This is a genomic window from Bifidobacterium sp. 2450, assembly GCF_041900695.1.
Lineage (GTDB): Bacteria > Actinomycetota > Actinomycetes > Actinomycetales > Bifidobacteriaceae > Bifidobacterium > Bifidobacterium longum.
Genome location: NZ_JBHEEA010000010.1, coordinates 46,946 through 67,120 on the forward strand (window position 1 = coordinate 46,946; position 20,175 = coordinate 67,120).

At 60.4% G+C, this 20,175-nt stretch carries 18 protein-coding genes, 1 tRNA gene and 1 pseudogene; 10 read left to right on the forward strand and 10 right to left on the reverse strand.

Annotated elements, in window-relative coordinates:
- Nucleotides 1-131: 131 nt before the first annotated feature.
- Entirely contained in the window at nucleotides 132-1,319 is a 1,188-nt protein-coding gene (locus ACEUKI_RS07070; protein ID WP_374156648.1) for an anion transporter, read from the forward strand.
- A gap of 57 nt (nucleotides 1,320-1,376) precedes the next feature.
- Here the strand turns inward: ACEUKI_RS07070 and ACEUKI_RS07075 are convergent, their stop codons facing one another.
- Nucleotides 1,377-1,637 carry a hypothetical protein gene (locus ACEUKI_RS07075; RefSeq protein WP_115770153.1) on the reverse strand — a complete coding sequence of 87 codons (261 nt, stop codon included), beginning with the start codon at nucleotides 1,635-1,637 and terminating at the stop codon, nucleotides 1,377-1,379.
- Between the two features lie 180 nt (nucleotides 1,638-1,817).
- Nucleotides 1,818-4,017, reverse strand: a pseudogene (locus tag ACEUKI_RS07080) (alpha-L-arabinofuranosidase C-terminal domain-containing protein).
- A 208-nt stretch (nucleotides 4,018-4,225) separates the two neighbouring features.
- Here ACEUKI_RS07080 and ACEUKI_RS07085 point away from each other — a divergent pair.
- Nucleotides 4,226-5,095, forward strand: a complete 870-nt coding sequence (locus ACEUKI_RS07085; RefSeq protein ID WP_179133461.1) for a MurR/RpiR family transcriptional regulator — start codon at nucleotides 4,226-4,228, stop codon at nucleotides 5,093-5,095.
- Nucleotides 5,096-5,181: 86 nt separating this feature from the next.
- On the opposite strand, the gene ACEUKI_RS07090 is transcribed toward ACEUKI_RS07085, so the two are convergent.
- Entirely contained in the window at nucleotides 5,182-6,390 is a 1,209-nt protein-coding gene (locus ACEUKI_RS07090) for an ATP-binding protein (protein WP_179133460.1), read from the reverse strand.
- Nucleotides 6,391-6,466: 76 nt separating this feature from the next.
- On the opposite strand from ACEUKI_RS07090, the gene ACEUKI_RS07095 reads away from it, so the two are divergent.
- The 4 genes from ACEUKI_RS07095 (at nucleotide 6,467) to ACEUKI_RS07110 (ending at nucleotide 10,328) form a co-directional block, all read left to right on the forward strand.
- Nucleotides 6,467-6,540: transfer RNA gene (locus tag ACEUKI_RS07095), tRNA-Arg, on the forward strand.
- A gap of 253 nt (nucleotides 6,541-6,793) precedes the next feature.
- Nucleotides 6,794-7,585 (forward strand): ABC transporter ATP-binding protein, encoded by a 792-nt coding sequence (locus tag ACEUKI_RS07100; RefSeq protein WP_080785218.1) that lies wholly within the window; start codon nucleotides 6,794-6,796, stop codon nucleotides 7,583-7,585.
- Entirely contained in the window at nucleotides 7,582-8,757 is a 1,176-nt protein-coding gene (locus tag ACEUKI_RS07105; protein WP_251847661.1) for a COG1361 S-layer family protein, read from the forward strand. Before ACEUKI_RS07100 ends, ACEUKI_RS07105 begins: the two co-directional genes overlap by 4 nt.
- An 11-nt stretch (nucleotides 8,758-8,768) precedes the next feature.
- Nucleotides 8,769-10,328: an ABC transporter permease gene (locus tag ACEUKI_RS07110; RefSeq protein WP_080785216.1), complete on the forward strand. Its 1,560-nt coding sequence runs from the start codon at nucleotides 8,769-8,771 to the stop codon at nucleotides 10,326-10,328.
- On the opposite strand, the gene ACEUKI_RS07115 is transcribed toward ACEUKI_RS07110, so the two are convergent.
- Nucleotides 10,312-12,501, reverse strand: coding sequence for a 1-deoxy-D-xylulose-5-phosphate synthase (locus ACEUKI_RS07115; RefSeq protein ID WP_374156649.1), 2,190 nt, complete (start codon nucleotides 12,499-12,501; stop codon nucleotides 10,312-10,314). The genes ACEUKI_RS07110 and ACEUKI_RS07115 overlap by 17 nt on opposite strands.
- A 174-nt stretch (nucleotides 12,502-12,675) precedes the next feature.
- On the opposite strand from ACEUKI_RS07115, the gene ACEUKI_RS07120 reads away from it, so the two are divergent.
- The 4 genes from ACEUKI_RS07120 to ACEUKI_RS07135 all read left to right on the forward strand — a co-directional run bounded on the left by ACEUKI_RS07120 (nucleotide 12,676) and on the right by ACEUKI_RS07135 (nucleotide 15,869).
- A complete protein-coding gene (locus ACEUKI_RS07120) occupies nucleotides 12,676-13,668 on the forward strand; it encodes a zinc-binding dehydrogenase (RefSeq protein ID WP_080785214.1) in 993 nt (330 codons plus the stop codon).
- A gap of 101 nt (nucleotides 13,669-13,769) precedes the next feature.
- Nucleotides 13,770-14,270 (forward strand): 5-(carboxyamino)imidazole ribonucleotide mutase, encoded by a 501-nt coding sequence (purE, locus tag ACEUKI_RS07125; RefSeq protein WP_007056361.1) that lies wholly within the window; start codon nucleotides 13,770-13,772, stop codon nucleotides 14,268-14,270.
- Nucleotides 14,254-15,432 (forward strand): 5-(carboxyamino)imidazole ribonucleotide synthase, encoded by a 1,179-nt coding sequence (gene purK / locus ACEUKI_RS07130; protein WP_115770147.1) that lies wholly within the window; start codon nucleotides 14,254-14,256, stop codon nucleotides 15,430-15,432. Before purE ends, purK begins: the two co-directional genes overlap by 17 nt.
- 8 nt (nucleotides 15,433-15,440) lie before the next feature.
- Nucleotides 15,441-15,869: a Fur family transcriptional regulator gene (locus tag ACEUKI_RS07135; RefSeq protein WP_179133459.1), complete on the forward strand. Its 429-nt coding sequence runs from the start codon at nucleotides 15,441-15,443 to the stop codon at nucleotides 15,867-15,869.
- Nucleotides 15,870-15,914: 45 nt separating this feature from the next.
- On the opposite strand, the gene ACEUKI_RS07140 is transcribed toward ACEUKI_RS07135, so the two are convergent.
- The 6 genes from ACEUKI_RS07140 to ACEUKI_RS07165 are packed head-to-tail and all read right to left on the reverse strand — an operon-like array spanning nucleotide 15,915 to nucleotide 20,092.
- The gene (locus tag ACEUKI_RS07140; protein ID WP_251847658.1) at nucleotides 15,915-16,511 is read right to left on the reverse strand and encodes an ABC transporter permease; all 597 of its coding nucleotides are present in this window, start codon (nucleotides 16,509-16,511) and stop codon (nucleotides 15,915-15,917) included.
- Complete coding sequence (locus tag ACEUKI_RS07145) at nucleotides 16,486-16,989, reverse strand: hypothetical protein (protein ID WP_374156651.1); 504 nt, start codon at nucleotides 16,987-16,989, stop codon at nucleotides 16,486-16,488. Before ACEUKI_RS07145 ends, ACEUKI_RS07140 begins: the two co-directional genes overlap by 26 nt.
- Nucleotides 16,877-18,370, reverse strand: coding sequence for an FtsX-like permease family protein (locus ACEUKI_RS07150; RefSeq protein WP_251847657.1), 1,494 nt, complete (start codon nucleotides 18,368-18,370; stop codon nucleotides 16,877-16,879). The genes ACEUKI_RS07145 and ACEUKI_RS07150 overlap by 113 nt, the downstream gene beginning before the upstream one ends.
- Nucleotides 18,371-18,387: 17 nt before the next feature.
- Complete coding sequence (locus ACEUKI_RS07155) at nucleotides 18,388-18,741, reverse strand: hypothetical protein (protein WP_251847656.1); 354 nt, start codon at nucleotides 18,739-18,741, stop codon at nucleotides 18,388-18,390.
- Nucleotides 18,738-19,397 (reverse strand): hypothetical protein, encoded by a 660-nt coding sequence (locus ACEUKI_RS07160; protein WP_251847655.1) that lies wholly within the window; start codon nucleotides 19,395-19,397, stop codon nucleotides 18,738-18,740. The genes ACEUKI_RS07155 and ACEUKI_RS07160 overlap by 4 nt, the downstream gene beginning before the upstream one ends.
- The gene (locus ACEUKI_RS07165; protein WP_251847654.1) at nucleotides 19,391-20,092 is read right to left on the reverse strand and encodes an ABC transporter ATP-binding protein; all 702 of its coding nucleotides are present in this window, start codon (nucleotides 20,090-20,092) and stop codon (nucleotides 19,391-19,393) included. Before ACEUKI_RS07165 ends, ACEUKI_RS07160 begins: the two co-directional genes overlap by 7 nt.
- Nucleotides 20,093-20,175 lie beyond the last annotated feature (83 nt).

Sequence of the window (20,175 nt, forward strand, 5' to 3'; positions counted from 1 at the left end):
AAACGAGCGCGGCTGATGTGCGGCACCGGTCCAAAAACTCATGTCCGCCAGCGCAACGCGACTACGTACCTTATGCCGGTCTGCGCGTAGAATGGAACGGCTGCGATATTGGGTTATTCACGGAGGAATGGATGCGACGCTGGCTGATCAATGTAGCCAAAAATGAGACGATTCTCATCGTCGCCGCAATACTCGCCCTGATTTCGTGTTTCATTGTGCCGCCGGACGCCGATTGCAAAAGCTACATTCACGCCAGCACCATCAGCCAGCTCATCTGCCTGATGATTGTGGTGTGCGGATTCCAGCGTATCGGCGTGTTCCGCATCATCGGTTCGCGATTGCTGGAGAAGGTCAACACCATGCGCGGACTGGTTATTACGCTTGTCGCTTTGACGTTCTTTTCCGCGATGTTCATCACCAATGACGTTGCGCTGGTCACGTTTGTGCCGTTCGCGGTGGCCGTGCTCATCATGGCTGGGCAAGAGGATAAGACCATCCTCGTGGTCACGCTGATGACCATTGGCGCGAACGTGGGCAGTATGCTCACCCCGATCGGCAACGCGCACAACCTGTATCTCAAAGCCCTGACCGGCATGCCGACCATGGAATTCCTCGGCATCATGGCTCCGTATTCCGGCACGGCGGCCGTGCTGCTGGTCATCGTGATTTCCGTGGTGTTTGGCAGCAAACCGGTCGGCGACCTGGGCGACCTCGAAACCGGCGTGCTGGCTCCCGAGCGCAACAAACACCAGCCCGACGAGATTCGTATCACCGGCTACGGCGCCGGTTATGGCGGCTGGCGCACCATCGTCTACTCGCTGCTGTTCATCGTCTGCCTACTGGCCGTCTCCGACGTGATTCCCCTGTGGGTGATGTGCGTGATCGTGGTCGTCGTGTTCCTGTTCACCGATCGGCGCGTATTCAAATACGTGGATTGGGGACTGCCGCTCACCTTCTGCATGTTCTTCATCTTCATCGGCAACATGAAACGCGTGCCCGAGTTCTACCAGCTGGCGCGCTCGCTGGTCGGCGGCCATCCGCTGGAAGTGGCGGTGGCGTCCAGCCAGGTCATCAGCAATGTGCCCACCACGATTCTGCTTTCCGGCTTCTGCGACCAATGGCGCGATCTGATCATTGGCACCAATTTGGGCGGCATGGGTACGCTCATCGCCTCGATGGCCTCGCTTATTTCTTACAAGAACGTCGTGCGCCAGTACCCGCACAAGAAAGGCCGGTATCTGGCCGTCTACTCCGCCGGCAACGTTCTGTTTTTGGCCGTATTGCTGACCTTGAGCTGGATCATCGAGCCGAGTTTCTGAGCCCAGCCATCTCCACCCCGCTGACGGGGGCTGTTGGCGAAGCCGACTGGGGGTGGTCTACCGCGCGTATACGGTGGGGGAGCCGGTCAGTCGGCTCATGGCCGACTGCGGGATGTCGTGGATGCGGCCGATGGTGGCATCCAGCGTGGATACGCCGGCTGCGGTGGCTGTGTTGGCTGTGGTGGATGCAGAGGTGATGCTGGATACGCCGACTGCGGACGATGATACGGCCGCAACCATCGGCTGACGATAGGCGTTGGAGTTGCGGGCCAGCCGGGCGAGCGCAGGGTGCTGCCTGCGGAACAGATTGATAAACATACCGCACACTCCTTCATCGTTGGCCGGCGGTCTTCTGACCGCCGTGGTTTCCATCCTGCCCTCCCGCGCTTGTATTCGCTATGGAGGATAGCCCCTATTGTTCCCTGAATCTGCACGATTCCCCCTCATCCTTGAGGGTGATTCTAACGGCAAAGGAATCGGCCTAATGGCCGATGCCAATCAGCGCGAAACCACCAGCGTGACGCTGTACGGCTTGATCTGCATCGCCAGCAATGAAGACGGCGACGGCAATGTGTAAGCCCGACGTTCCGGCACAATCGCCCCCGAAGCCTCGCCGCGGTATCCGATAGTGGTTTTCGCCGTCGGACTGGCGCTTAACATCGTCACCTCCAAACGCACCGGTCGCGATGGCGAGGCGCCCAGCCCGGCCAGTCCGCGCGCGATTTCCAACGTCACATCCACCGGAGAATCGGAGGTATTGACGATTTTGATGTAACGGCAGACGTCATCCCCGTCATGCCCGGTGGCACTGACATACAGATGTTTGGCGGGGCGTGACGCGGTCTGCTCGATGGATACGGCATACGTCGTGTCGCCCAGATGCGTGGAAAACAGCCGCTCCACCTCATAATTCACCGTGGGGTTCACATGCGCCGGATTGAATTCGATAAGATTCTGCGCCCACCCCTTAGCCAGGATATGCGCGAGCAGCGGCGCATAGGAGGTCATGCGCACCACGTCGGAATTGCGCTCGCAACCGGTCAGGAACGCGGCCTCGCCGAGTGCCGACTTCCACGTGTTCGCGCCTTGTTCGGTCTGTGGTTGGCCGGCAAAATAGCCGTTGGCTGAATATTCGCCGAAATAGACGCCGGCGCCGCAACGCGGGTAAGCGTCGAATCGTGACGCCTGGGATACAAACCATTCGGGGGAGTGGTAGGAATGCTCGTCGACGATAATCGCGTCACCGGTGGCGGAATCATGTGTCCCGAAATCGGTTGCGGCCAACGCTCGCGCATGGTCCCAGCTGCGCTTCATCGCCGGCTGGAAGGGGAACAGTCCGGCGCTCATCACACACAGCATATCCGGGTATCGTTCGTGAATGGCCTCGCTGATCATGTCAAACTTGGCCACGTAGTCGGCCCCGAAGTTTTCGTTGCCCACGCCGATCATGTCCAGGCCGAACGGCTCAGGATGGCCCATATCACGCCGGACCGCGGCCCACGAGCTGGACTCCGGATCGCCATTCGCGAATTCGATGAGGTCCAGGTAATCCTGAATCACATTGTTGCGGAAGGTTGCCGAATTGATATCCATGTGGCGCGGATCGCGGCCGGGCGACTGGCATGCGATGCCGGCGAACAGAGTGGGCAGCGGCTTGGCCTTGAGATCCTCGCACAGGCAGAAATACTCGTAGAAACCGATCTGATAGCTCTGCGAATAGCTGGAACCACCCGGCATCTTGAACGACCACATCGAATACTGTTGGCGTCGCGCGGCCAGAGAGCCGACGGTATCCTTCCAACGATACTCATTGCCGGGCGTCACACCTTCGACGATGCAGCCGCCGGGGAATCGCAGAAACGCTGGATGCAACGCCTGAATGGTCTCCACCAAATCGCGGCGCAGCTTGCCGTAACGCCATTTCGGGTCGCCCGCGCCCCAATAGTCCGCATCCATGAACTGCACCAGATCAAGATCGAACGTGGTGCGTTCGCCGGCGTCAATGGTGATACGGCAGCTTGCCGTAATCGGTGTTCAGGCCGGTTACGTCGGCGTTGAACCGGTACCAGCCGTCACGACCGATGGCGATGGCACCATCCGACGGATCCGGACTGATCGAAACGCCGGAATCCTGCGCATCGGCCCCATCGTCCTGCCTCAGACCGGTCTCTTCCGTATCGTCAAGCGGATCTGCGTCCACGATATACGACAATCGAGTGGTGCTGGTGAGCGGCAGACCGTACCTATCGACCACGCCGACGGACAGCTCGGCCCGCCCATGAACCGGACGTACCGCGAGACTGGCGGAATAGGTGTGGTCGGCGACGATGGAGAACGCGGGCCCGCCCCCGTTGTCGCCGCTTCCGTTATAGCCGAGGTTTTCCAGATATGCAGGGCCGGTTTCGGAAGGAACATCGGACGTGATGCGAGCGTATCGGCTATGTGCGTGAATTGGCGGGGCGGGGCAGTCGGTGGTCACCCGCTGGCCGTGAATCCCGCGTATCTCACTGCCGAGGCTGGCGGCGGAACAGTTGATGAAATCCCAGAAACGCAGGGAATCAGCCTGCGTACGCCACCGTTCGGCACCGGCCATACGCCACGTGTGATGGTCGAGATAGACGCCGTCAAAACTGTAGTTGTTCACCATGTTGGCGTTCAGCCCGCCATCCGCACCATGGTTGATGTCCTCGAAGAACACGCCGTACAGTCGCCCGCTTGTGTGATGGGTGGGGCTTCCCACGCTAATCCGCACCATGGTTTCGATTGTAAAGGGAATGGAGCGGAAAGGTAAACGGAAGAGTTCGCTCACCGTTCATGTTGCGGTCAATCCAAGTCGACTGTTCGCCGGTATACAGCCGGTAACCTCGAAACAGGAATGGAAAATACGGACGACTAGGAGCGCGGCTGTGCAATCCTCGGTGGGAATACGTGAGCGCATCGACCACGTGTATCCGTCGCTGCGTCCGGCGGAGCGCGCCGTGGCCCAGTATATTCGGGATCATATCGAGGAGGCGGCCGACCTGACCGTCGGCCAGATGGCCGACATCGCCCACGTCAGCCAGCCGACGGTGATTCGGTTCGCCCGCAAGCTCGGCTTCGGCGGTTACCGTGAACTGCGGTACGTGTTGCGCAACCCGGCCGCCGAACACAAAGTGACCTTCAATCCGCTGGCCGGATTCGGTCTGAATCCGTGGGATGGCGAAGATGAGATTCCCGGTAAAGCGGCCGATGGCGCGAAGGCGCTGATCGACGAGCTGCACAATGCGTTGGACCCCAAGGCCTATCGCAAGGCGGTCGCCCTACTCGCCGAATCGGAGTTCATTGACATTTTCGGCGTGGAGAATTCGTTGACACCGGCGATGGATCTGTTCACCAAGCTCGGCTACCTGGAACTGACATGCCGTCTCAATACCGACGCTTACCTGCAGCAGATCGGTGCCGGGCACCTGCCCCACGGCGCTGTGGCCGTCGCCTTCTCCCATTCGGGCAGTTCGGCGGATACGGTCAAAGCGTTGCGATTGGCGAAGTCGCATGGCGCGAAAACCATCGCCATAACCAATGCCATCGGCGCGCCGCTGGCCAGCTGGGCCGACGTGACGTTGCTGACGGGTCGTGACTCGCACACGATCTATGGCAATGCGATTTTCTCGCGCGTGGCTGATACCGCGCTCGTGGACATGCTGTACATGAGCGTGATTCTGTCCGACTATGGCCGGTTCTCCACCGCGCTCGACGAATCCGGTCGCATGATTCGCGATCGCGTATTCGAGAACTGAGCTGCTGCTTTATCGCGCCTTGGGCTGTATTGCTCTGGTCGTTGCTGCTTGGGTTGTTGACGATTTGGTCGTTGTCGCCCTGGTCGCTACCGTCCTGAGGCATGTGCCAGCGAATACGTAGTGGACTTGGCGTGCGTATGACGTTCGATCTTGCCGCTCAACTCCAGCTGGTCCAAGAGCTGCGTCATCTGATCCTTGTTCAGGCCGAGCGCTTTCTGCATGGTTTTACGGCTGAGCTTCACACCGCGGAACGCGAGGAAATTGAGCGTGAACTGTTCCAACGTTTGAGGCGACGGTTCCAGCGTTGCCGTATCAAGCGGGCGGATACTGGCCTGATCGTCACCGTCCGGGCGCTCGCCGAATCCACTGCCGAGAATCAGCGTCTGCAATGGCGCGCAGCCGATGATGCGTGCGCCGGCCAAAGCATCTGCAGCGTTATCCGTCATGCGCTGAATCGTGGGGAATGAGTACATCTTGGCATGCTGCGCTTCGTCAGTAGTGCTGGGCGCGGCGGAAGCATCGGTATCGGTCCGATGCGAGGACGCGGCCTCGGCCGATACCGGGATGGGCAGTACCATTGCCACCGAAGTGGGGCCCACGCGCAGTTGCGGACTGACCGCGCTCTGTGCGTAGGCGTCCATAATGCGTTGAATGCCGGTACCGCAGTTCTCGCAGAAGCCCAAATCGGCGAACAATTCAGCCAAACGCGGGGTGCGTGGCTGGCATACGCCGTTGAGTAGATCGTTGATTTCCAAACCATCGGTCAGGCCGCCGAGCGACACGATTTCCAAGCGGGAATCGAAGATATTGATCAGTGTGGGGCCGGAGTACGTGTAATCGCGATGTTCCAGTGCGTTGACCAATGCTTCGCGCAGGGCTATGGCCGGGTATTGGCCGGATTCGTTGATGCCGTTCAGCAGGGCGCTGGCTTGGTCGAGCTGGCGCAGCACCGAGCCGGTGAATGTGTGACGTTCGCGAATGGCGCTTTTGCCATTGCCCTCGAAAATGGTGGCCTTGATAACGAACGGGCATTGGTTGGACAGCAGGGTGGCAAGCGACGATTCGGTGGTGCCGGTGAAGGTGTTGTCGGTGCCGGTGTTGGTGATGCTGCCGGCGGGGGCATTACCGGCATCGGCAGAGACGGATGCAGCCATGTTGGTCACAACCGGGCTTTCCCAATCCCTGCCTTCACTGGCAAAACGACCCTGTGCGTATGTGAAAGTGAGCTCACCACTATCGCCTGCGACGGTCTGGCCCGATGCGGCGTGATCTACGTTGCTCTCCGTTGTCCCCATATCGCCGATGGTACCGGTGCAAGCCGACGTTACGCCGAGGTGTTTTACACCCCTACGGCTAGACTTACACGAGTCTGGCCCCGTAGCTCAGCTGGATAGAGCATGTGACTTCTAATCTCAAGGTCGACGGTTCGAGCCCGTCCGGGGTCACGATGTAATAAGCCCTTGGTCCCTCATCGTTTGTGAGGGTCAGGGGCTTTTGAGTATTATGCCGGTCTGGATCCGTCTGGGGCTTGAACCGCCGACCTTGAGATTAGCGGTTATATGCTTATCACTGCCATCCGGGAACACCCTTAAGGGGTGCGGCTCCTGCATAACGGCTATACACTGACTTGAGATGTGCTGAATAATAACCAGCTATCGCGCGTCCGCCAATGGCGACGAACGAGGGGAAGAAGGGCCCGTGCCGCGAGCAATCATCGAGGTAAGAAACCTACGCAAGGAATACCCCGTCGAGGATGAGACGGTGGTGGCGCTTGACCGTGTCAATCTCAGTATCCCGCAAGGCCAGATCTGCTGCATTTTCGGCGAATCCGGCTCCGGCAAATCCACGCTGCTCAACCAGTTGGCCGGCATGGAAAAACCGACGCGCGGCGGCGTGAGAATCGGCGGCGTACCCGTCAGCAAACTCGACGAGCGTGAGCTGGCGGCCTTCCGCCAGAAGCATCTCGGCTTCGTATTCCAGTCGTACAACCTGCTACCCAATCTGACCGCGCTCGAAAACGTGGCAATGCCGCTGATGTTCCGCGGCGTGCCCAAGGAACAGCGCGAACGTGCGGCGCGTGGCGTACTCAAACGAGTCGGGCTCGGCCATCGTCTCAGCCATTACCCGCGCCAGATGTCGGGCGGCCAACAGCAGCGCGTCGGCATCGCCCGGGCGTTTGTGACCAAGCCCGAGGTGGTGTTCGCCGATGAGCCGACCGGCAACCTTGACTCCAAAACCAAAACCGAGGTCATGACGATGATCTGCGCATTCGCCCATGACTTCAACCAGACCATCGTGCTGGTCACACACGATCCGCAGATGGCCTCATACGCCGACCGCATCGTCACCTTGCTCGATGGCCGCATCACCAGCGATCGGCTCAACACCGACCTTTCCCGCCCAACTGTTCCGTCCACGCCGTCCGCCCCAACCACACCAACTACACCGTCCACGCCGTCCGCCCAAAGAACCCAAGGAGTTGACCGATGAAGCACCTCTCCCACCGCACCATCGCCATCATCGTCGCGTTGCTCTCCACGCTGTCACTGGCACTTGCCGTCATCTCCCTTCCGCACCAGGCGTACGCGGTCGACGGCACAGACGGCACAAGCGGCACGAACAGTACGTCTCAGGGAAGCGACGGCGATTCCGCGCCAATCGCCGGCCCGGTGCCGAACATCATCGTCACCAACTTCACCTATGGCGGCGATTCCGTGGCCGCCGGCGCCGATTTCAACCTCGACTTCACCTTCCAGAACATGGGTCAGGTGGCGGTGACAAATATGGTCATCACCGTGGACGGCGGCGAGAGCTTCGCTATCGCGGGAGGCACGAACACGTTCTACGTCGACGCGCTGTGGGGCGGTTACGCCATGACGCAAAGCGTGCCGATGCAGGCGCTCGCCTCCGCGAAAAGCGGTGCCCAGCCCGTGACCGTGAACTTCCGATACGAGTATGTGGACGCCAGCGCCCGCTCCTCAAGCCAGTCCGATGTCAAGATTTCCGTGCCAGTCAGTCAGCCTGACCGGTTCGAAATCAGTGATCCCGTAGTGTCCGACCAGGTGATCGCCGGTCAGGAAAACACGGTCACGATGGAATATGTGAACAAGGGCAAGGGCGATATCGCCAACGTCGAGGCCACGATGGAGGGCGAAGGTTTCGATGCCACGATGAAAACCCAGTACATGGGCAATGTGGCTTCCGGCGCCACCGGCACGATTGGTTATGCCTTTACGCCGCACGCGTCAGGCGAGCTGAAGACCACGCTCAAAGTCACGTACGAGGATTCCGACGGGCAGACCAAAACCAAGGAATTCCCGCTCACCATACCCGTAACCGATATGCAGCCGATGGATGATTCCGGCATGGCCGATCCGAACATGGACCAGAGCGCCAATCAGGGATTGCCGGTGCTGGTGTATGTGGTCATCGTCGTGATCGCCGTGGTCATTATCGTGGTGATTGTGCTGCTGGTGCGTCGCCGGCGCAAGCAGAAGGCCAAGAAGAGCGATATTGATGAGGACTGGGATGATTGGTCCGAAGGCAAGGATGATAAGACCGATACCGGCGTGACGGATGGTGCTGCGGCAGACACCGCTCCTATTGCACCAGCCTCACCGGCCTCACCAGCCTCACCGGCCGGCCCGTCCCACAAGGCCTGAAAGGCCCGACCATGCGATTCGGCGACATACTGCGGCTTTGCAGACAAAACCTATGGCGGCGTAAATCCCGTACGATTCTGACCGTGCTGGGCGTTATCGTCGGCTGCTGCTCGATTGTGCTCATGGTCTCTTTGGGCCAAGGCATTAACGAGCAGAACGAGAAGATGCTCAAATCGATGGGAGATCTGTCCATCGTTACCGTGTACACCAACGGTCATGTCGGTCCGATGGGCGGTGGCGGTTCGTCCGAGATGGGCGATACCAAGCTCGACGACAAGGCCGTGGAATCCTTCCGCGCGATGAGCGGCGTATCCGGCGTGACGCCGATGATGAACTTCCCTTATAACGTGGCGGCCAGAGCCGGCGCGGGCGGCCGTTACCTCTACGATTACGTGCAGATCATGGGCATCGACATGACCCAGTTCGACCAGATGGGCTACAAGCTCGTCGGTGGCGAGAAGCCGGTCAAAAAGGATCAGGTGCTTGCCGGCGAATGGTTCGCCTATGGTTTCATGGACACCTTGAAGAACGGCGAACAACGCACCAGCACACGCGGCGGTCAGTATTCCTCATGCACGTTTAACCAGACCACCGGCCAGTGCGAGGAAGACCAGGACGAGGATCCGTTCTTCGACCCGCTCGCCACGCAAATCAGTCTGACCACCGGCACCAATTATCAGGGCGACCAGTACACCATGAACATGTACGGCGGCGGTGGCGACACAGGCGGCGCGGGCGGCAGCGCCGCGGATCAGTCGGAAAACGTCACCCTCGATGTGCGGGCTTCCGGCATTGTGGCGGGCGACTACAACAAAGGCTATGCCACCTCCGACGGTCTGGTCATGGATTTGCAGGCGTTGAAGGAACTGGCCGCCAAAGTCGATCCAGCCGCCGCCAAAAAAGCCACCGCCTATGATCAGGTGCTGGTCAAGGCCGCCGACCTCAAGTCCGTGCCCGAAGTCGAATCACAGATCAAAGCGTTGGGCTACGAGACCTCCTCCTATGAAGACATGCGTAAGTCGTTGGAAGAACAGTCGCGCGCGATTCAGCTGATTCTGGGCGGTATCGGTGCGGTTTCGCTGTTGGTTGCGGCCATCGGCATCGCCAACACAATGGTTATGTCCGTAACCGAGCGCACGCGCGAGATCGGCATTATGAAGGCGCTTGGCTGCTACGTTCGTGACATTCGCGTCATGTTTCTTGCGGAGGCCGGCGCGATCGGATTCTTCGGCGGATTGATCGGCTGCGTGCTGAGCGGACTGATATCGCTGGGCATCAACGTTGCCGGCGCGTTGTATGCGGGCGGCATGAGCGGCGGCATGCCTGGCGGTATGGTCAGCGGTGCAGGCGGGGGCTCCGGCGACGGTACCGGTGGCGGAACCTCTATCTGGACCATACTCTGGCAGGCGATAGTTGGTGGCGAGAATGTGACCCGTTATTCGGTGATTCCGTGGTGGCTGTTCCTGTTCGCCGTACTGTTTTCCACGCTGATCGGCTTGCTGTTCGGCTTCGGCCCGGCCAATAAAGCCGTTAGAATCCCGGCCCTAGACGCCATCAAAAACAACGAGTGATCGCCTCTGTCACCTGCTCCACCGTTAGTCCATAACGTTCGTTCAGTTCGCCCAGCGGCACGCGGTCGGTAAATTCCTTGGCTGCGCCGAAGTTCAGCACACGAGGATTACGGCTGCCGTCCGAGACATGATGATTCGCATAGTATGCGGTCACTTTCTCGCCCCAGCCGCCTTCAAGCTGCCCGTCTTCAAGGGTGATGACCTGCTGGTGGCCATCACGCAACGACTCCAGTACGTCTGAATCCAGCGACGTGCACTGGCGCGGGTCGATAACCGTTGCCGTGATGCCATAATCGGCAGACAATGCGGCGGCCGTCTGCTCCGCCAACGGATACGCATTGCCCAGTCCGGTAATCGCGACTTGCGAGCCCGTCTGATTGACCCGCCAATCCAGCATGTGACGCACACCGGCATGCTGAGCCGTTACGCTAACGGTCCCGCGGACTGTTGCGGCAGATATGCCCCCGCTGGCGGAGCTGACGGAGACTGGCAGCGAAGTTGACTGGGGGCGGTCAGCGATCTGCCCACCCGTCACCGGCAGCAGTGTCGCATCCCGTTCCGCCGTCAGAATCGCCTCGCCCGGCACTCGAATCACCACCGGACCAGCAGGGGCGTCCGCCGAACCGGCCGGCGCGGTAGCCCATGCCAAATCAGCTAGATAGTCGCGAGCCGAAGTCGGCACCAGCATCGTAGCCCCTGGAATATTGGAGAACATCGTCACGTCATACGCGCCGGAATGCGTATTGTCCGAACCGGACAGGCCGCCCAGAAAATCAAGTACCGTGACTCGCGAACGGTTCAGGCTCATCTCCTGGAAGAACTGGTCGTACGCGCGCTGGAAGAAGGACGCCGTGGTGGCCACCACCGGCGTGCCACCCGCCCGTGCGATGCCGGCAGCGTACGCCACGGCATGCGATTCGGTGATGCCCGTGTCTACATAATGTGCGCCCGCGCGCTCTCGGAACTCATGGGTGATGCCGTTCGAGCCCGGCGTGGCGGGGGAGATGACCACGAGTCCCGGCTCGGCGGCGAAACGCGGTTCGAGCGCGGCCATCGCCATTTTGCCGTAATGCTTGCGCGGATCGTCCGGCTTGCCGATTGCGGCATCCGGATTCTGCCAATGCGAGGCCTCGCACTGGCCCTCATGCGGTTCATGATCGGACAGGTTGCAGTGATCCGAATGCCACGGCTCGCTGTGGTTCACGTTATCGGTGGGATGCACGCCGGTGGGGGAGTCGAGCGAAACCGGTGAGGCCGAGGCGGTTTGCCGATCTGCGTGAGTCTCCTCACCGTCATATCCCGCGCCCTTCAGCGTATGAATATGGACCACCACCGGATGATCGATATCGCGCACTTCCTCGAAAGCTGCGACCAGCGCGGAAACATCGTTGCCGGCCTCCACATACCGATAATCCAAGCCAAACGCGTTGAACAGATTCGGCTGGGCGGTGCCGCCGGACGCGCGCAGGCGGGCGAGCGGACCGTACATGCCACCGAAATCGCCGGCAATCGACATCTCATTGTCGTTGAACACAATGATGAGATTGCCGCCCTGCTCAGCCGCGTTGTTCAGCCCTTCAAACGCCACGCCCGAACTGAGCGAACCGTCCCCGATCACGGCGATCACATTGCCGATGCCGCTGTTCGGGCCTTCCATATCGCGGGTTTTCGCCAAACCGCAAGCCAATGAAATCGAGGTACCGGTGTGACCGAGCACGAACTGGTCGTGTTTGCTTTCGTCCGGATTGGTGAAGCCGGTCACCTCGCTGAAACGGTCCGGGTCCAGATAGGCGGCGGCGCGGCCCGTGAGCATCTTATGCACGTAGCTTTGGTGGGATACATCGAACACGATGCGGTCACGAGGCGAATCGAATACGCGGTGCAGGGCCACCGTGGCCTCCACCATGCCCAGATTGGAGCCGATATGACCGCCGTGTTGGTGGCCATATGCCAGCAGCGTGGCACGAATCTCACGGCAGAGTTCGGCGAGCTCGTTGGGAGCAAGGGCCTTGACATCGGCCGGGCTGGCAATGCGGCTCAACAGATGGGAGTCGTCGCCATGGGAAGGGGTAATGCTCGGGGGTATGTCGTGAAGGCGCGCGATCCCCTCGGCAGCGCCGGAGACGGCGAAGGAATCGCTTGAATCAAATCCGTTTCCTGACGCGTTGCGCATACCCTCGAATCTCCCTTCGCTAGTCTTTCCCGAAGTTGAATGCTAACGCCCGGCATTGTCCGAGGTCCACATGACGAAGCAATGCCCCCAACATCTCCGTAAATGGGTGATTCGTTCGCTGCGCGATGTGGGACAATGAATGCGGTAATTCCTTTTGATACCAAGGAGCGCGCAATGAAGGCCGTATACGCATCCACCGTCAACCATGCCGATCCGCTTGCCGCGTTGGCGGTGGGCGAGCAGCCCGAACCCCAGGCCCGCCCGTTCTGGTCGACCGTTTCGGTGCGCGCGGTGACCGTAAACCATCACGACGTCTGGTCGCTACAGGGTGTGGGTCTCGCCGCCGAGCAGACGCCGATGATCCTGGGCACCGATGCCGTGGGCATTCTGGACGAGGACATTCCCGGCAAGCATGGGCTCAAGGCCGGCAGCGAAGTGGTGCTGTACACGTTCGTCGGCACCGATGGCGCGGGCGTGGCCCCGGGCGAGCGCCGCACGATCCTCTCCGAGAAATACCCCGGCACGATGGCCGAGAAGACTGCCGTGCCGTCCGCCAACGTGTTCGTCAAGCCCGCAAACCTCACCACGGCTGAGGCGGCCGCACTCGGCACCAGCTGGCTGACCGCCTACTCGCTGTTGTTCGAGGCCGCCGGCATCAAGCCGGGTGACTCCGTGCTCATTCAGGGCGCGGGCGGCGGCGTGTCCACTGCGGCCATCCAGCTCGCCCATGCCGCCGGTCTGGAGGTGTTCGTCACCTCGCGCGACGCGGACAAGCGCTCCAAGGCGCTGAAACTTGGCGCGAACGCCGCGCTGGAGACCGGTGCGCGGCTGCCGCGCAAGGTCGATGCGGTGATCGAGTCCGTGGGGGCGGCCACATGGGGTCATTCGGTGCGGTCGGTGCGGCCCGGCGGCACTATCGCCATCTGCGGCGCCACCACCGGCGACCAGCCCGGTGCCGAACTGACCCGGTTGTTCTTCCAGGACATCCGCGTGCAGGGATGCACGATGGGTTCGCGCGAGGATTTCGCCCGGCTGCTGCGCTTCGTGGAGCACGCCGACCTGCATCCGGTGATCGATTCCGTGGTCGACGGATTGGACTGCGCCTCCGAGGCGTTCGCCAGAATGATCGCCGGCGACATGTTCGGCAAGATCGTTATTGAGCTGTAAGCCTCACAGAATTATGTATTGAGAACGATTCGCTGCGTGGCTTAACTTCGCTATCAGGAGTACAGTGGGCCTTATTCTCAATAACTAGGGAGTAAATGATAATGGCAAATGAATCCAAGCCCGAAGTCGCAGTGGTCATGGGATCCTCCAGCGACTGGGAGACCATGAAGCGCGCCTGCGACATCCTCGACCAGTTCGGCGTCGCCTACCACAAGCAGGTCATCTCCGCGCACCGCACGCCCGAGCTCATGGCCGAGTTCGCGCACAACGCCCGCGCCAATGGTCTGAAGGTCATTATCGCCGGTGCCGGCGGTGCCGCCCACCTGCCGGGCATGATCGCCGCGCAGACCACACTGCCCGTAATCGGCGTGCCCGTGCGCTCCCACGCCCTGTCCGGCTGGGATTCGCTGCTGTCCATCGTGCAGATGCCCGGCGGCATCCCGGTGGCCACCACCGCCGTCGGCAACTCCGGTGCCACCAACGCCGGCCTGCTCGCCGTGCAGATGCTCTCCGCCTTCGAGCCGGAACTGGCCGACAAGCTTGAGGATTACCGTAACGAACTGAAGGAAAAGGTGGCCGAATCCAATGCCCAGCTTGTCTGAAGAAACGGGCGGCCGCGTCTCCATGCTGATGCCGGGCTCGACCATCGGCATCATCGGCGGCGGCCAGCTCGGCCGCATGATGGCTCTGTCCGCCCGCTACATGGGCTTCCGCGTCGGCGTGCTTGACCCAACGCCGAACTGCCCGACCGGTCAGGTGGCCGACTTCCAGATCACCGCCGAATACGATGACAAAACCGCCATCCATGATCTGGCCGTGCAGTCCGACGCGCTCACCTACGAGTTCGAGAACGTGGACGCCGATGCCATCGACGAGGTGCGCGGCATCACCGCCACCCCGCAGGGCACCGACTTACTGCGCGTGACCCAGCACCGTGTGCACGAGAAGCAGTTCATCAACGACCACGGCACCGCCACCGCACCGTGGCGCGCCGTCAACAACTTCGATGAGCTTGACGCCGCCCTCGACGAGATTCATTATCCGGCCGTGCTGAAGACCGTGTCCGGCGGCTACGACGGCCACGGTCAGCTCGTGTTGCGTTCCGACGCCGACTTGGAGAAGATCCGCTCCCGCTCCGACCGTGGTGGTGGCTTCCCGCCGAGCATCCTGGAAGGCTTCGTCGACTTCGCATTCGAGGCTTCGATCCTGGTCTCCGGCAACGGCAAGGACTTCGTCACTTTCCCGATTGTGCGTAACGAGCACCGCAACAACATCCTGCACATGACCATCGCCCCCGCCGAGGTGTCCGAACATGTGGCCCGCGAAGCGCATGAACTGGCGATTCGCCTGGCCAAGGGCTTCGAACTGGCTGGCACGCTGGCCATCGAACTGTTCATCACCAAGGACGATCAGGTCATCGTCAACGAGCTCGCCCCGCGCCCGCACAACTCCGGCCACTACACCATCGAGGCCTGCTCGATGGACCAGTTCGGCGCCCACATCCGCGGCATCGCCGGCTGGCCCCTGCCCAAGCCCAAGCTGCTCTCGCCGGCCGTGATGGTCAACGTACTCGGCCAGCATGCGGAACCGACGCGCGCGCTGATCGCCACCCACCCGGAGTGGAATGTGCACGACTACGGCAAGGCCGAAGTGCGCCACGACCGCAAGATGGGCCACATCACCGTGCTCACCGACAACCCTGCTGCCATGGTTGCTGACCTTGAGGCCACCGGCTGCTGGGACGACCTGAAAAAGAAGGCGTGAGCTTACCGATGGTTGAACATATCGAACGCCAGACCAAGCAGAAGGACGCGATTCGCGCCGCCTTGGTCGACTGCGAGGAGTTCATCTCCGCTCAGGACCTGCACCGCAGGCTGGAGGACGAAGGCTCGAAAATCGGCTTGGCCACCGTATACCGCCAGCTCAACGCCTTGGCCGATGCCGGTGCCGCCGACACGATCCGCCTGGACGGCCAGCAGCTGTTCCGCCTATGCGGCGACGACGGACATCACCACCACTTGGTGTGCAAGCAGTGCGGCAAAACCGTGGAAATCGATCCGCCCGGCGAGGCTTGGCTGCGCAAAATGACCGACGGCCACGGCTTCACCGTCGAATCCCACACCCTGGAGGTCTTCGGACTATGCCCTGATTGCCAAAAGGAGCAGAAAGCGCAGAAGGCTCAGAAAGCAGTGAGCGAATAACAAATGGGATCGGCTTCGAAGCCGATCCCATTTGTTATTCCGCTGCTATTCCACCGACTTCAGGGCGCCGAGCATGTCGACCGTCTTCAACCGCCGGTAGACCAGCACGCCGAGGCCGCCGAGCACCGCGCCGACCACCACGATTGGTGCCACGAATACCAGCCAGCCGAGCGACGGGTCGAACATCACCTCGTCCGGCGGCACTTCGGTGATGATGTACCGGTGCAGGCCGGTACCGAAGCCGTAGCCGCACAGGATGCCGAGTGCGGAAAGCAGAATCGTTTCGCGATAGATATACATCGTCGTCTCGTTCGAGTGGAAGCCGAGCACCTTGATGGTCGACAGTTCGCGGATACGTTCGGAGACGTTGAGATTCGTCAGATTGTAAAGAATCACCACGGCCAGCAGCCCGGCCACGAGAATCAGCACTTCCATGATTTGATCCAGCGAGTCGACGATTGTGGCCACCTGTTTCTTCGAGGTCGTGTTCTGCACAATGCCCTTCACGCCGTCCAACTTCATGAGCTTGGCGCTACGCGACTCCACATTGGGGGTCTTATGGTTCTTGAGCCGCACCATATAGGCGTTCGACTGGTACTGCTCGCCGAACACGTGCTTATAGCCACCCGAAGGCATGAACATGAAATGCCCGATATAACATTTCGGTGATGCCGTCCACGCGCACCTTGCGCTCGGTGCCGCTCGAATCGGTGACGGTAATCGTGTCGCCTACCTTGGCGTCCATCATTTCCGCCATACGTTCGGAGATGATCGCACCACGGTCGGTGAGCACCTGCGGCTTGTGCCCGGTGCGCGAACGCAGGGTGATGTAGTCGCCGAAATTGTAGGCGTCATCAGTGGCGATCAGGGTAATCGACTGTTTGTCGTTCTCCTTGCCGGCCACTTTCGACATCTCCTCGTAGTAGATCGGCGCGGACTCGGAGACGGCCCCGCCCTTCATCGCCTTGGCCACTTCGGCGCGCTGCTCGTCGTTGTTGTCCGATTTCTCAGCCACGATCATGCCGTAATGGATCGGGTCCTCGAACTGGCGGTCGTTGATCTGCCCGGTGGAGGCCTGCACGCCGAGCCCGGCCGTGAGCAGCGACACCGCGCCTGCCACGCCGAAAATCGTCATGAACATGCGCGCCTTGTATCGGAACAGGTTGCGCGCCGTGACCTTTTACGTGAAACTCATCCGGTTCCACAACGGGGTGATGCGCTCCAGGAAGATCTTCGAGCCTTTGGCGGGCGGCTTCGGCAGCAGTAGGGAAGCCGGCTTGTCGCGCAGCTCGCGTTTGGCCGCCACCCAAGCCGGTATCACGGCGCTCGCCCAGGCCAGCAGGAACGCTACCAGGGTGATGGCAGGGTGGAACGCCAGCGCGATGCGCGGCCATGGTGAAGCCGTTACTATACGCATGGTTCACGATAATCGGCAGCATCGTATGCCCGGCCGCCACGCGGATGATGGTGCCGATGGTGGAGGCGGTGAATCCGTAGAACAGGAACTTCTTCATGATGTCTCGGTCGCTGTAGCCGAGCGCCTTCAAGATGCCGGAATTGGTGCGCTCCTCATCCACCATGCGGCCCATGGTGGTCAGCATCACCAGCGCGGTCACAAAGTAGAGGAACACGGGAAAGATCATCGCCAGTTTCTTGACGATGTTCGCGATGATTTCATACACGCGGTAGCCCTCGGAAGTCAGGCATTCGCGCCGCCCATCGATTGAGTAGGCCGGCACTTCGAGCGTGTCTACCTTTTCGCGCGCCAGTTCGATGTCGTGCTCGGCGGCTTTGATCTTCTTTTCGGCGACGGGCCTGGCATCGTTGAATTCCTGAAGCTTGGCGTTGTATTCGTCTTTGGCCTTGTCGATGCTGCGCTGGCCCTCGATGAGTTCGCTGGTTCCATCGGATACGCTGCCAGAGGCCATGGAAACGGCCTGCCCTAATTCGGTCTGCTTGGAAGCCAGCAGATTGGCGGCCTGCGAGATGGCGGCGGCGTTTTGCTGATACTCTTGCGAACCTTGACTGAGTTGCGCGGCACTGTCATTCCACTGCTGCAAGGCGTTGTTGTACTCGTTCAGCTTGCCTTTGTATTCCGTTACGGCATCGTTATAGGAGCTTAGCGCACGATCATATTGTGCCTTGACGCTGTCATAGAGGTTGCCGGTCAGTCCGGTGTTCTGCCACTGCTGCAAGAGCTGACCGGTTTTATCGAACACTTGCTTGGTCGTGTCCAGCTGTGTACGGGCCTGATCCAGTTGCGTTTTGGCGGAGCTCAACTGTTGCCAGGACTCGGTCAGCTGGCCTTGGCCTTGTGTCAATTGCTGGGCTCCGGCGGCGAGTTGCTTTTGCGCACTGGTGAGTTGGGAATCCGCAGAGGCGATTTGCGCGGTGGCGCCAGATAACTCTGCCAGTGTGGATGACGCCTGATTCACAGCTTGTTCGCTGCCGCTGGCCAGTTGGTCCTTGCCGTTTTCGATTTGGTTTTTCGCGTCGTTCAACTATTGCTGGGTGTCTGTCAGCTGCTGCTTGGCGTCATCGACTTGGGCCTGGGCCTTGTCGATTTGCCGGCGGCGTTCTTCGCGAATCGAGTCTTCGCGGGCTTTGGGTTGGGGTCCGCCAGTCGCTTGGTCAGCGTGGCCTTGTGCTCGGAAACGCGGTCGCGATATGTGGTGCTCCAATACTCAAGGCCCTGCGTGTCCTTGAAGGTCACACGGCCGATCATGGCGACTCCCGAATCAAAGGTGGCGGGGAAGACTACGGCGTACCCATTGAGTTCGCCGCTGCCTGCGGTCGACTGGCCCATATTGAGGTTGGAAATCGCTTCGCTGGAATCCACAAAGCCCACCACGGTGAACTGGGTGCGCTTCAATACGGTATCGCCGGCAATATCCGGCTGCTCGGTGACCTTGATGGTGCTGTCGATGGCGTATTTGTCTTGCTCCGCCGAATCAAGGCGATTTCGTTTGCGGCCTTGGGCAGACGACCTTCAGACACGGCAAAGGTGGAGACCGAGTCCGGTTTGGAGAACACGCGCAGGCTGTGATTGCTGTTCTTGATGGTCACGTCTTTGAAATAGCCGAACTCCGCATCTTTGACGCCGGGCGCGCTGCGAATAATGTTTTCGCCAGCTTTGGTCAGGCCATAATCGCTGATGACGGTTACGTCAGCGAGATTGTTCTGATTAAAGAAGTCGGTGCCGGTTATTTGCATGTCCGGGCCGGTGACGAACAGGCCTACGAGCGCAAAGGGGCCAAGCGTCATCAGGCTCACGATGGAGGCGAATCGACCCTTGGATTTGGACATGGTGACGCGGATGTCTTTCCATAGCATGCGCTTATGGAATGACCCGTTGCGTCGGCGGTTGCGCTTGGCCTTGTGCGCGTGGGGCGTTCTGCCGGGCGCGGTATAGGAGTCGTTTGCTGAATTTGCGGCGGAATCGGCTGCGGAGTCGGCTGCGGAGTCGGCCGCGGGCGTAAGGTTGGTCGTTTCGGTGAAATCGTTGAGATCGGTCATACTGCTTACCACTCCAGATCCTTGATATCCATCGGATGCTCGTTCACTTCGATCGATTTGACGCGCGCGTCATGCATGTGGATCACGCGGTCGGCAATCGGCGCGATGGCGGAATTGTGCGTTACAATGACCACGTTCGCACCCTTCTTACGGCTCTGATCCTGCAGAATCTGCAGCACCTGCTTGCCGGTGTTGTAGTCCAGAGCGCCGGTCGGCTCGTCGCACAGCAGAATCTTCGGGTTCTTGGCCACCGCGCGGGCGATGGCCACGCGTTGCTGTTCGCCGCCCGAAAGCTGCGCGGGGAAGTTGTTGATACGGTCCTGAAGCCCCACGTCGATGAGCGCTTGGGGCGGGTCCTGCGCGTCTTTCACGATTTCGGAGGCGAGCTCCACGTTCTCCTTGGCCGTGAGGTTGGCCACCGGATTGTGGAACTGGAACACGAAGCTGATGTCGGTGCGGCGGTAGTCGGTGAGCTGGTGGGCGGTGTAGTTGGAGATGTCCTTGCCATTGATGATTACCTGGCCTTCAGAATTGGTGTCCATGCCGCCCAGGATGTTGAGCACCGTGGATTTGCCGGTGCCGGATGCGCCGAGGATGATGGCCAGCTCGCCCTGCTCGATGCTGAAGTTGACGTCGTTATTGACCGCGATGGTGGTGCTTCCCATGTGGTAGCGCTTGAAGCTGTGGACCATTTCGATGTAGGCCATGGTTAGTGACTCCCTTCACGTTGAATAGACAACATGTTGATTTAACTGATTTAAGATTGTATGGAGAGAAAGAAAGGGCGGTC